General features: G+C 60.3%; 9 protein-coding genes. 4 read left to right on the forward strand and 5 right to left on the reverse strand.

Features of this window, described 5'->3' with window-relative positions; all coding sequences use genetic code 11:
• Positions 1 to 26 precede the first annotated feature (26 nt).
• Together DC522_RS19655 and DC522_RS19660 are read left to right on the forward strand one after the other, a co-directional pair.
• The gene (locus DC522_RS19655; protein WP_116530359.1) at positions 27 to 1,139 is read left to right on the forward strand and encodes a TrbI/VirB10 family protein; all 1,113 of its coding nucleotides are present in this window, start codon (positions 27 to 29) and stop codon (positions 1,137 to 1,139) included.
• Between the two features lie 3 nt (positions 1,140 to 1,142).
• Complete coding sequence (locus DC522_RS19660; RefSeq protein ID WP_047190337.1) at positions 1,143 to 1,391, forward strand: DUF2274 domain-containing protein; 249 nt, start codon at positions 1,143 to 1,145, stop codon at positions 1,389 to 1,391.
• Here DC522_RS19660 and DC522_RS19665 read toward each other — a convergent pair.
• From DC522_RS19665 to DC522_RS19685, 5 genes are all read right to left on the reverse strand, one after another.
• Positions 1,388 to 2,305, reverse strand: a complete 918-nt coding sequence (locus tag DC522_RS19665) for a LysR family transcriptional regulator (protein ID WP_116530349.1) — start codon at positions 2,303 to 2,305, stop codon at positions 1,388 to 1,390. The two genes, DC522_RS19660 and DC522_RS19665, sit on opposite strands and share 4 nt — an antisense overlap.
• Positions 2,306 to 2,452: 147 nt before the next feature.
• A complete protein-coding gene (locus DC522_RS19670; RefSeq protein ID WP_205769699.1) occupies positions 2,453 to 3,670 on the reverse strand; it encodes an MFS transporter in 1,218 nt (405 codons plus the stop codon).
• 339 nt (positions 3,671 to 4,009) lie between these two features.
• On the reverse strand, positions 4,010 to 7,837 hold the full coding sequence (locus DC522_RS19675; RefSeq protein WP_245444333.1) for an amino acid adenylation domain-containing protein: 3,828 nt from the start codon (positions 7,835 to 7,837) through the stop codon (positions 4,010 to 4,012).
• Positions 7,838 to 8,126: 289 nt separating this feature from the next.
• Positions 8,127 to 8,876 (reverse strand): arylmalonate decarboxylase, encoded by a 750-nt coding sequence (locus DC522_RS19680; RefSeq protein WP_116530352.1) that lies wholly within the window; start codon positions 8,874 to 8,876, stop codon positions 8,127 to 8,129.
• 94 nt (positions 8,877 to 8,970) lie between these two features.
• Positions 8,971 to 9,846, reverse strand: coding sequence for an NAD(P)-dependent oxidoreductase (locus DC522_RS19685; protein WP_116530353.1), 876 nt, complete (start codon positions 9,844 to 9,846; stop codon positions 8,971 to 8,973).
• Between the two features lie 903 nt (positions 9,847 to 10,749).
• Between DC522_RS19685 and DC522_RS19690 the strand changes: the two genes are divergently transcribed.
• Together DC522_RS19690 and DC522_RS19695 are read left to right on the forward strand one after the other, a co-directional pair.
• Positions 10,750 to 11,331, forward strand: coding sequence for a TetR/AcrR family transcriptional regulator (locus DC522_RS19690; protein ID WP_116530354.1), 582 nt, complete (start codon positions 10,750 to 10,752; stop codon positions 11,329 to 11,331).
• Between the two features lie 383 nt (positions 11,332 to 11,714).
• Positions 11,715 to 12,187 (forward strand): transposase (locus tag DC522_RS19695; RefSeq protein ID WP_165820219.1); only part of this gene is annotated, 473 nt, incomplete at its 3' end.

A 12,187-nucleotide genomic window follows, 5' to 3' on the forward strand; every position in this document is an offset into this window, starting at 1 on the left:
CCTCGGCCCCCGATTTCGCCGCCTCGATGCGATTGCGCGCCGAACCGCCGCGCGTCACCCGCCTGTCAAGGAAGGTTCTGGCGGGCGCCGGTCTCGTGGTCAGCGTCGGTATCGGGACGGCCCTGATCTATGCCCTGCATACCCGTACCAGCGGCATCGGGAACGAAGAACTCTATTCGACCGAGAACCGACCGACCGCCGATGGTCTCGCCGGCCTGCCGCGCGACTACACCGGCCCGGTTCTGGGGCCGCCGTTGCCCGGCGATCTCGGGCGGCCGATCCTCGACGCCCAGAACCGCGGGCAACCGGTCGCGCCGCCCGCCATGGCAACGCCGCAGGTCGATCCGGAGGAACAGCGCCGCCTCGCGGAACAGGAGGCCGCCCGCACCAGCCGGGTCTTCTTTCAGACTGGTCCGGGCACCGCAGCAACGTCCCTCGGCATCGCAGCACCGAACCCCACCGCGATGGGCTTACCCGGCCAGTCGGGAATCCCGACCGCGCAGGATCGGCAACTCGCCTTCCTCAACGCTGCCGTCGACCGCCGCACCGTTGTGGCCGATCGCGTCATGGCCCCGCCATCACCCTATGTCCTCCAGGCGGGCGCTGTCATCCCGGCCGCTCTCATCACCGGCATTCGCTCCGATTTGCCCGGCCAGATCACCGCGCAGGTGACGGAAAACATCTACGACAGCCCGACCGGGCGTATCCTGATCGTCCCGCAGGGCACCAGGATCATCGGCGAATACAGCAACGATGTCGGCTTCGGTCAGCGCCGAGTGCTGCTGGTCTGGAACCGGCTGATCTTCCCGAACGGCCGTTCGATCGTGCTCGAGCGTCAGCCGGGCGCCGATACCCAAGGCTATGCCGGTCTTGAGGACGGCGTTGACTATCATTGGTGGGATCTCGCCAAAGCCGCTGGCCTCTCGACGCTGCTCGCTATTGGTGCGGAGCTCGCCGTCGATGACGAGGATCGATTGCTCCGCGCCATTCGCAATGGCGCGCAGGACACCATCACCGATGCCGGTCAACAGATCATCCGCCGCCAGCTCAATGTCGCGCCGACGCTGACCATCCGGCCGGGCTTCCCCGTCCGCGTCATCGTCACCCGCGATCTCGTGTTCGAACCCTATCGAGGCTGACCCATGACGAAGCTGAAACTCGGTCCCATCGCGGACGACAAGCCGGTCAAGGTCACCGTGGAACTGCCCGCCGCGCTCCACCGCGATCTGACCGCCTACGCCGAGGTGCTGGCCCGCGAGACCGGACAATCAGTTGCTGATCCCGTGAAGTTGATCGTGCCGATGCTGGAGCGGTTCATCGCCACGGATCGCGGCTTTGCGAAGGCGCGGCGGACCAAGCCTGCCGGACCCGAACCGCGCAACCCCGGCTAATCATTGATTGGGGGCGATGCTCTCGCCATCGATTTCGCGATGGAAAGCAGACGCCGCAGAGCAGGATTGTCATTGTTCGGAGACCATACGGCGTTGAAGGGAAGGATCTCCCCAGCGATCGGCCGATAGCAGATGCCGGGAAATTGCGCGGCCGTCATCGCCTCGCTGGTCAGCGTCAGTCCACGTCCGAGCGCAACGAGAGAGAGCAGATTGTCTCGGCTCACATGGTGCGGCTGAATTTCGGGATGGTGGCCCAGATCCGCCAGCCGCTGCACCAGATAATCATGAATCTCCTGGCCGGGTGCGACCTCGCTGACGATGAAATGCTCATCAGCAAGTTCGTGCCATTGCAGTTCGCCCTTCCCGGCCAGAACATGCGAGTCCGGCAGCACAGCGATGACCCGCTCCGACCACAGTTGCGCCGCATCGCATCCGGGCCATCCGCGCGTACCCGTCAGGAAGGCGACGTCGAGCTGAAGCTGGTTGATGGCGGCGACATGCTCGGCCGGGTTGCCGTCGACGAGTTCGATCTGCACCTTCGTGTGCTGGCGATCGTAGGCGCGGAGAAGTCGCGGAATAAAGCCCGATGCGAGAGAGGAGTAGATGCCTATTCTGACGCGCCCTTCCTCCGAGCGCCCGACAGTGGCTGCGGCCTTGGAACTATCCCGGACGTGCCTGAGGATTCTCTGAGCATGGCGAAAATACCGCTCGCCCGCCTCCGTCAGGCGGACGCCCCCGCTATGGCGATGAAAGAGCGACACTCCGATCCGATCCTCAAGATCGCGGACACGGCGGCTGATCGTTGATTCCTGTATTGCAAGAGCAGCGGCCGCCTTGCGGAAACTTCCGTACTCGGATGCGGCTAGGAAGTAGCGCAGATGGCGAAACTCTATTGGACTAATGGACTTCCCCATACGCTAACCCGGCTCCCGGTCATCAATGCAAGCTGGCAAAGACAGTGCGAGAAATGAGGCCGCGACGAATGAAAGCAGTTTCTGACGCATGATGCGGTTTCCGATGCGTGGTGGGCGGATGACCCGGCGTGACGATGTTGATGAAATCTAAGCTCTCATGCGCTCCAGCTCCCTTCGGGCGGCCCGCGGCGCGGGTCGAAGATGGAGAGCGTTCCGAAATCGAACATAACTGTCCGGAGAGAAGCGCGCGGCGACGGCGATCATGACGATGCTGCCGATGGCCATCAGGGTCCAGACATGCGTGAGGTCGGCGAAGACGTCATGGAACCCGCCTGCGATCAGCGGCACGAAGCTTGCGAGGATGTAGCCGCCGCCTTGGACGATGGCTGTGAAATTGCCCGCGATCGTTGGGTCATCGATATGGTCGATTGCAACGATGATCGATAACGGGAACAGAATGCCGATGCCCATCCCCAGCATCACCATCGCGGGAATGGCCAACGCAATCGGCGACATGGTGAGGACGGCAAACCCGGTGGCCACCGTGATGAGGGAGAAAGTCAGCGGTCCGCGCCGGTCCGGGAGGTGATGAACAAAAGCAGCAACGCCGAGTGCCGTGGCAGCCTCGACAACAGTCAGAATCGACAGCAACAGGCCGGCTCTTTCGGCAGGCTGCTGAAGGCCGAGGTAGAACGGAGGGATCCAGGCCATCGCCAGCATGAAGGCGCCCGTTCCGACCCCGAAGAAGATCATCAGCGACCAACAGCGCAGGTTGCTCCACAAGTGCGGGGAGTGGGAGGCACTGACCGACGCCACCATGTCGATGCCGCCTTCGCTTCTCGCATCACGGGACGCGAGAAGCCAGACGACTGTGGCGCTCAGCGCCGGCAGTGACCAGGCCGCCAATGTTCCTTGCCAGCCGAGGCGGCTTGCGAGGTGGGCCGCCACTCCTGCGGCGACGGCGCCGCCGACCACGATGCCGGTAGAATAGACGCCGATCACGCGACCTATTCCGGCCCTGTAATTGCGCTTGGCGAAGCTTGAGGTCAAAGCTCGGATGATCGCGATTCCGATCCCCGCTCCGCTGGCGGTGAGGATCAGGCCGGCGGCGCCATCGAACCAGTACCGCAGAAGGCAGGAAGCCGCGATGATGAGGCCGCCGACTGCGACGTCCCGCCTTTCGCCCAGCACCGCTCGGATCTGCCGGACATAAATCGCACCGAGCCCGATCAAAAAGACAGGAATCGTCGTCAACAATCCAAGACCGAGCGAACCGATCGGGGTCGTCCCGAGTATCGGCGCGGCAAGGGATCCAATGGCGGCGACGGCCGGGCGCAGGTTCAGTGAAAGCAGGAAGATAGCCAACAAAAGCAGCCTGCGATTCTTCGTTTCATCTCCTGTCAACATAGGTTTTGCTCCGAAGGATTCCGGGTTAAGCCGCGTTCAAGCGTTAGATGACCGACTTTGATCATCGGGCGATTTGAGCAGGTGGCCGATATGCGGCTGGATGTCCGGTTCGTAGACCGCTTCGTGCCATCGATCCGGAGGAATGCCCTCCAGGGTAATCGAAATGGCGCCGGGATTGCGGCGAAACGCACCTTGAGCCGCTTCGGCGACGGCACTTTTCAGTCTCGCACGCGCCGCCGATCGAGGTTTGCCGAAAATGCTTGATGATGACGTGAGGCACAGTCGATCTCCTTCCAATCAGGCCGCTATCCGTGCCGGCCCGTCGTCCAGCTCGCTTCTGCTCGCTGCAACTGTCTTCAGGGCGGCGATCACATGCGGCAGTCCCGCAGGTTTCAGTACCGTGTAATGATCCGGCTCCAGATCGACGATCCGCACCACGTTGGAAATGCTGACCGATGCCGATTCGACGAAGGACCGGCTGTCTCCTCGCGCCCGCAGAATCGTTGCCGGTGCCTTCAATGGCCGCGTGCGCGGTTCCGGGCCGTAGGTCGGCCCGTAAATCGCCGTTACAAGCCGCACGATGCGTTCGATCAATCCCCTGTCGAGCGCCGGATAGGAGGCCGCTACATGCTCGATGAAGCTGGCCTCGTCCTTGGCCGTCTGCACGCATGCCTCGACAAGCTGGGGGTCTATCGAATGGGTGAACACGGAATACAGAATGGTGAGGAAAGAGCGATCGCGGAAAAGCGTATTGCTATCGCCCCGAACGGGCTGCCCGCTTTCGAGTTCCGGAGAACCCGGGGCCAGGAAAACCAGTTCCTGCACCGTCTCACCGGCCTCTTCGAGCTGAGCGGCGACTTCGTACGCGACACGGGCACCGAATGAATACCCCCAGAGGCTGTAGGGGCCTTGCGGCTGGATACTGCGAAGGACCGCGACATCCGCAGCGGCCATCTCTTCGATCGAACCGGAAATCTCCTCGCTGGGATTGATCCCTGATGCCTGCACACCCATCACCGGCCGTTTCGTCTCCAGGGCCTGGGCGAGAGGCCGGAGGTTCAACGGATAGCCGCCGAGACCGGGCCACAGGAAAATAGGCTGGTCGATTCCGGCCCGAAGCGTGACCGCCCGGGCAGTGCCGTGCTGGCGTCCCTTGGTGATGCGCCGAGCAAGCTTTTCGATTGTGGCGTCCTCGAACAATACCTGGATGGGCAGGTTCGCTCCCAGCGTCTGGTTGATTTCCAGTACGACCGTGACCGCTTGCAGCGAATCTCCGCCGATTTCGAAAAAGTCGTCCCGTATGGAAACATCATCGAGGTTCATTTCCCGCCGCCAGATCGTGCTGATCGCCTCTTCGATGGCGGTGCGGGCTGGCACGAACTCCCGTTCGGAATGCTGTTCGTCGAAGATATTCGATTGCTTGAGCGCGACGACATCCACCTTGCCGGATGCGCTGTAGGGGAGCTGGTCGATTACCACGATGCGGCTCGGGACCATATAGTCGGGCAGGATGTTATGAAGATCCTTGCGCACGAGTTCGGCGGGCCCATGCATGTGAACCGCATCCTCCCGCATGCCCTCATGGGAGATCTGGTCGGTGCTGATCTTACCCGCCAGAGCGAAGTAGACCGCCGGCTCCGGCTGGCCCGGTTCGCGCAGGATATCGAATATCCGCCGGGCGGCGACCAGATCCTTGCCGGTTTTCGAACTGTATCCCGACGACATCAGGCCGATCTGGATGTCGTTCATCTGCAGGGTTTGAAGGCCCCGCCCAAGATCGATATAGCGACGCCATGCCTCGGCCGTTCGGTTAACGAATGTGACACCCGCACTCGACCGCTCATAGACCTGCTGGTTGATAGCGATGACATGTTTCTGTTGAACCACATGCTTTGAAAATGGCTCAAATCTTCCATCCCGGTACCGGTAGGTTCCGGAAGGCAGGCCGTCGACCTTATCTCCATGGGCTTGAACGTAGATTTCGAGCGCTTCGGTATCTTCGCGTTCTGAAAACGGGACTATGTCGAATGACCCCAGATAGGCATGGTCCTCATCCAGGCGAAGCAACTCACCAACTTCGTTCACAAACGCGCCGCGTCCGAGCGCCAGGCCATATTCCGGGAGAACGGCATCGAGCAGACCAAGGATATGCCCCGTCTCCATCTCAAGAACTTCAAGGATGTTGTTCTTATAGACGGGGCGGATGGCCGCGACGTTGCCGATGAAGTGCAGTGTCGCGGAAGGGCCCGAGTCTTCTTCGCGCTCTGCCCGGATCAGGACAAGGCGATGGTCTGCAGGATGATAATAGTAATGTCCGGACGGAATATCCGCTATGTTGCGAAGTTCGATATGAACTTGCGTCGCGTAGAGTGCGCCCGGCGAAGCATAGGCATATTTTGGCAGAAGCCGTTCATGGCTCCTGAACTGCCCAAGGTTTCGCATCAATGCGCCGAGGGTCTTCAGATCCAGGGCCGAAAGGCTTGACGACGGGCCTGTAACCACTGGGCGTTCCAGCAAATTGAGGAGGTCGGTTGACGACAGCCGGCCGCCGTCAAAGAAGCGGTAGGTTTTCCGCGCAAAGGCCCGCCGACGTTGAACCACCGTTTCCTCCCGGCCAGGAAGATCGACCGACGAACGGCCGACGAGGTCGCTGGCCCGCCTCAAACCGCCATCGGAAAGCTGCGCCCTCACTTGCAGGCGGCTTTTCTTGCTCTGGTGGTGCGCTCCGTGATCGCCCTGATCCATGACCGATGCATCTCGGGGATTGAGCTCGACTCCTGCAAGCAGGACGGGCTGGCCCGTCCGGGCATCCGATTTGACAAAGACTGCCGCCGATTTCACCCAGTCATGGTTTTCAATCGCCATGCGGATCTCGTCCAATTCGATCCGGTAGCCTCTGAATTTGACCTGATTATCCGCACGGCCCACGAAGTGCAGGGTGCCGTCCGGGTTGAGCCTGACAAGATCGCCGGATTTGTACATGCGGACCGGATCCTGGCCGGGCGCCGGCGGCAGTTTGACAAACCGCTCGCTTGTCTGTTCGGGCCGGTTCAAATACCCCTCGGCGACCTGGACTCCGGAAATATAAAGTTCTCCGGTCTCTCCTGGCGGCACGGGCCTGTGCTCGTCATCCAGGATATGCAACCCCGTCCTGGCCGCTGCGAAGCCGAGCGGAACGGTCTCCTCGAGATGCTCCAAACCTTCACGCGTTACGGTAAACGAAGTGGCATTGATCGTGCATTCGGTCGGACCGTAGAGGTTGACCAGCGTGACATCCGGCTTGACATTGAGAATGCGCGAAGCGAGCTTCCGGCTCAGTGCTTCACCGCCGCTGTAGATGCTTTTCAAGGTGGACGTTTGGGCGAACTCCGGATCGTCCACCAAGGCCTGCAGCAATGTCGGCACGGCCTGCAGCATCGTGACGTCATGGGCCTTGATCATCTGAACGATGCCGGCGGGATCGCGGTGGATGCTCGGATATCCCATCACCACCGTGGCGCCGCAGCAGACCGCCAGCAACTCCCATTGCGCGGCATCGAAACTGATCGGCGTCTTCTGCAAGATCTTCTGGCCGCTGACGAGGTGATGCTCCGTTTGCAGCCATGTGAGTTGACTGACGATGGCCCGGTGCGATATCGCCACGCCCTTCGGTGCTCCCGTCGTTCCCGAGGTGAAAATCACGTAAGCGAGGTCGCTGTCCGTCAGGTCGTTCAAGCCGAGATCGAGGTCCGTCACCTTGATCGATGATTTGTCGCCGACGGACTCGACGTCGATAACCTCGACGCCGGGCAGTAGGAAATTCGAGAGAGCAGCATGGCCTTTGGCATGACTGACGATGACAGAGACGCCGCCGTCCCGCGTCATGTGCGCCAGACGCTCTTCAGGATAGTCGGTTGCGAGCGGGAGATATGCGCCGCCGGCCAGAAGCACCGACCAGACCCCCACCAGGAGATCCACGGAGGACTCGATGAAAACCCCTACCCTGTCGCTTGGGCCAATCCCGCGCTCACGCAGAGCGTGGGCCACGGAAAGGCATCGTTCGACGAATTCGGCGTAGGAAAGAGAGTTTTTCCCGTCGGTGACGGCAATCTCCCGAGGCCGGCTTCTGGCCTGAGCCAGCAACATTTCGGCCAAGCTCATTCTCGTGCTGAGCAAATTCAGGCTTGAGATAGCGCGTTGCCCACGGAAACCGGGAATCGGTGGAGGATTCGTCGGTCTGTGGTGTTCGACAGACATTCCAGTGCTCCTTTGCGCATTTTTGGATCGAAGTGTACAAAACAAGTGATAAGGGAACTGCGCTGTGCAGCGTCGTTAAAGGCTTTCCCTCGTTTCTGACTAAGCGGAGGAGTGACCGGGTCCAGAGATCACTCCCGGATATTTTCAAGTCTTGTCATCAATGCTGGATCTCGCCGCCTCAACGGATTGAGAACAGCAATCCGGCTCGCTCAACGGAATCTGCGATTCCGCTCTGTCTCAGCGCATGCCAATAAAGAACGGCGTTGTTTGTGATGACAGGTTTGCCGACCCAGTCTTCGGCGAGCGCGGCAAAGGCCGCCATTGGCACGTTCGTGCCAACCTGTATGATCGCCTCCACCTCGGGCCGGTTAACCGCCTCGACCGCGGCGCGAAGCTTCGCTGTCGTCACATCTGCAATCCGGGATGGGCTCGTTCCGCCGAGGCCATGGAGTGCGACAACCTCGTAACCGCGCTCAATGAAAAAGCGGCTTGCCGGATTGTCCCCGATTTCGGAATAGGGGCTGATCAGGCCAATCCGGCGCAACCCGCCGAGTTGCTCCAGAGCTGCCTCGATCGCGTCGGCGCTGGTGGTAATCTCGGCGCCGCCGGCAGCCTCACGAAACTGCGCCAGAAGCAACCGGTGATGCTCCGCGCCTTCCCAATAGCTATCTGGCGAGACCGCTACGATGACACGTTGTAATCCGCAGGCGCTTAAGCTCTTCAAGGCGTTGCTTGTCGATTTACGGATCCTGTCGATCACGCTGTTGAAGCCAGCCTCCTCTTCAAGAGACTCGTCTTCAATGAGGATGCGTGCAATGTGATTGGTGACCCCGGCGGGCCGTAACGCATCCATTTCCGGCTGTGCGGACGTATTGGTTGAGGGTACCGCCACACCGAGCTTCAATCGATATCCAAGAAGATCAGGCATCCAAATCTCGTAAAAATGGCGCAGGCGAACAGGGAGCGAAGTCAGACCGGCCAATGGTCGACTTCGTAGAGTCGGATACGTCGACTTCTGTGGATCAGGCCAGGTAGGAAGCAGCGATATCGAGGTTCCCGGCGCCGTATGCGGCGGCCCGCTCGAACCTGCTCTTGCCTGCAGTCACCAGGTCGAGCTTCAGGCCGGCCTCCTTAGCGGCGGCGTCGACAAGTTTGCTGTCCTTGATGGCATTATTGATCGTAAAGCTCGGCTCAAAATTCTCATTGAGGATCGCCGATGCTTTGGCTTGAAAGAAAGGACTGTCAAGAGGCCCGCCCTTCACGACGTCGACCACAAGCGCGGGATCAACACCTAACGCTTTGGCAAGAGAAAGGCTTTCTGCCGTCCCATGCGTAAGTGCAAGAACCAGGCTATTCAAGGCGAGCTTCAGCTTCGTTGCGTCGCCTGGCAGCTCGGAGACCCAGACAGAGCGGCTCCCGATCGCATCGAATATCGGTTGAGCCCGCTCGCGTCCCTCGGTCGGCCCTGAAGCCAGGATGACGAGTTTGCCCGCTTCGGCTGACTGGCGAGTCCCCTGCACCGGGGCGTCGAAGTATATCCAGCCCTTCGCAGCCGCGAGTTGCTTCAAGCGCTCTGTGGCCTCGATCCCGACTGTGCTGAGCTGGATCCATATGGCGCCGCCAATTTCGGGCCGGATTGAGGAAATCGTGCTCTCTATCGCCGGGCCGTCCTTGAGGACCGTGACGACGATGTCGGCACCTTTGACCGCCTCCGCCGGATCAGCCGCAATCACAATTCCTTCTTCCGAAAGCGCGTGCGCCTTTTGAGCGCTTCGATTCCATACGCGGACTGCAAAGCCCTTCTTATGGAGGTTGCGTGCGACCGGTGCGCCGATAATGCCGGTGCCAAGCACCGCGATGACGGCGGATTTTTGTTCGATTTGCCGCTCGTGCGACATGTCAGCCCCTTGTCAAGTATAGCCATAGGAAGTGCCCAACCGCCGATGGTTATGGACTGATCGATACAAAACTGTCAAGGCAAACACTTTTCTATAGTTTCCGGTTTTCGGAGAAGAATCAACTACCTTAAAGCTGTTATTGATCGCGATGTCGTTTACCGCCTGCCGCAGAACGATAGAGGTCAGAGCAATGCGTGGAAATGAGCGAGCGTCTGAAGTAATCGCACGTAGTCGCGCAAGGGGGTAGCAAATGCGCGTGGCCCAGGTATGTGCTCTCGGCCACCCAGCGGGCAGCAACGGTACGAACCCGCCCTTAGCGTCGGTAGGTCTGACCACTTGCAACGCGATCGCATGCTCGCGTCGCAGCCGAAGCTCTCTCGCTGCTATAGCCCTGATCCACGTGCGCCAGACCCCTGGCACGTCCAGGTGACCGATGATAGCTCGGACTGTGGGGTGCGCGAGCACTGGTACTATCGCGGTTGCCGATCCAGAGGCGGCGACCGGTACGACACCGACCTGACGGCAGCGCAGTAGATCGCGGCGCGTTACTTCTGGTAACGCATGACGCCGGAAGGTCAAACGACAACACCGGCTGGTCTGTACGCGGAGGAAGATCAGACACGCTTCGGCAATCTTCCAGGTGGCACTGAGAATGCCGGTCGTGTTGACTCCTATGGCATGTCATCGAAGCCAGCTGAGAAACGCCGGCTACAGCGACAACTGCAGCTTAGTCGCGGGAGCATCCAAGCTCAGAGAACAAATGCGTGTCGTCGGCCAGATTGGTAACAGCAAGCTCCCAATCGGATCGGACATTATTGCATGCGCGGAATGCACGCTCTCTTCCGCGTTGCCCATTGTCGGTCGAGGTGATATTTGGACCGTTCAGGCTAAAAGGGGCCAGAAATGCGACCTCGGGAATTCGATTCGGAAGCTGCGGCAGACGCGATCATGCGCGTTTTCTTGAAACATGGTTATGCCGCCACCTCAATGGACGATCTTATTCGTGAAACCGGATTGTCGCGAAGCAGCATCTATAATGCCTTTGGCAGCAAGCAGCAGATGTATCAAGTTGCCTTGCAGCAATATCATAAAACAACGTCGGCGAATGTGAATCTCGTTGCTCAGGATGGACCGGTCAAGGACATTGTGCGCAAGCTCATGATGTCAGTCGTGAACGATGAATTGAGCGGGCGGGACGATCGAGGCTGCCTCGTTGCCAACAGCAGCTTGGATGTGGCACCGCATGATCCCCAAATTGCGGCGCTGGTCGCCGATCACCTCACCCGGTTGGAGAATGCCCTTAATGCCGCGATCAAGCGTGGGCAGGAGAAAAACGAGTTGAGCGGTGATCGGGATAGCCGAGCATTGGCACGTTTTGTCGTGAGCTCCGTTCAGGGTCTCAGAGTGATGGGAAAGGGTAGCGCCGAACAGGGCCGCCGACGCCGTTTACTCGACATCGTCAATATTACGTTAGACGCCCTTTAAAACTGTTTGGTGGCGGAAGGTCGTTGGGATCGGGTGCGTTGGGCGATTGAGGAATATACTTGGCGCTTTGACGGCCTGCGGCGCCAAACTCCTCACCGCAGGAGGGCGTGATGCCCTCAATTCATCCCAGTGCCCGCACCACCCCAGCCGTTCGCCAGGAGATCGCCCGCTCGACGGAGCCCACGGGCGTGCGGGCCCAGTTGTCGCTAGGCACTTTGGCGTGAAATTCCCGATTTTGGAACAACCATAGACATCTTGGCGTGAGACTCTGAGTCCCTGGAATCTCATATGTGGACATTGGGTAATTGCCGGGGGCGCGTGAGCTCTGGTGGAGATGCCGAACAGACGACAGTCTGATTGGCCCAACAGAGCAGGAGCAGCTGATGACCTACTACGCCGGCCTGGATGTCTCGCAGAAGGAAACCACGATCTGCATCGTGGATGCGCAGGGCCGCCGCCTCTGGCGCGGCAAGACCGCGACCAATCCCGAGGCTTTCGCCCAGATCCTGCACTGGCACGGTCGTGATCTCCGGGTCGGCGTTGAGACGGGGCCGCTAATGCTTTGGCTCGTGCACGGGCTACACCGCCATAGCCTAGAGGTGATCTGTCTCGATGCGCGCCACGCCAAGGCCGCTCTGGCGATGCAGCTCAGCAAGAATGACCGCAACGATGCCGAAGGCTTGGCTCAGATCGTTCGCACGGGCTGGTACCGCAGCGTCCATGTCAAGTCGTTTGAGGTGCATCGGCTCCGTGCCCTGCTGGGCGCTCGCCGGCAGTTGGTGGGCATGACCACTCAACTCTCCAACCACATTCGTGGCATCCTGAAGGTCTTCGGTCTGGTGGCGGGTCCCGTCCA

Source organism: Microvirga sp. KLBC 81 (assembly GCF_003075415.1).
GTDB lineage: Bacteria > Pseudomonadota > Alphaproteobacteria > Rhizobiales > Beijerinckiaceae > Microvirga.

Excerpts from the sequence above, each read along its gene's own strand:
- DC522_RS19680 (WP_116530352.1), bottom strand. The coding sequence starts at position 8,876 with ATGCCTGATCTTCTTGGATATCGATTGAAGCTCGGTGTGGCGGTACCC.
- DC522_RS19675 (WP_245444333.1), bottom strand. The coding sequence starts at position 7,837 with ATGTTGCTGGCTCAGGCCAGAAGCCGGCCTCGGGAGATTGCCGTCACC.
- DC522_RS19665 (WP_116530349.1), bottom strand. The coding sequence starts at position 2,305 with ATGGGGAAGTCCATTAGTCCAATAGAGTTTCGCCATCTGCGCTACTTC.
- DC522_RS19685 (WP_116530353.1), bottom strand. The coding sequence starts at position 9,846 with ATGTCGCACGAGCGGCAAATCGAACAAAAATCCGCCGTCATCGCGGTG.
- DC522_RS19660 (WP_047190337.1), top strand. The coding sequence starts at position 1,143 with ATGACGAAGCTGAAACTCGGTCCCATCGCGGACGACAAGCCGGTCAAG.
- DC522_RS19690 (WP_116530354.1), top strand. The coding sequence starts at position 10,750 with ATGCGACCTCGGGAATTCGATTCGGAAGCTGCGGCAGACGCGATCATG.
- DC522_RS19655 (WP_116530359.1), top strand. The coding sequence starts at position 27 with ATGCGATTGCGCGCCGAACCGCCGCGCGTCACCCGCCTGTCAAGGAAG.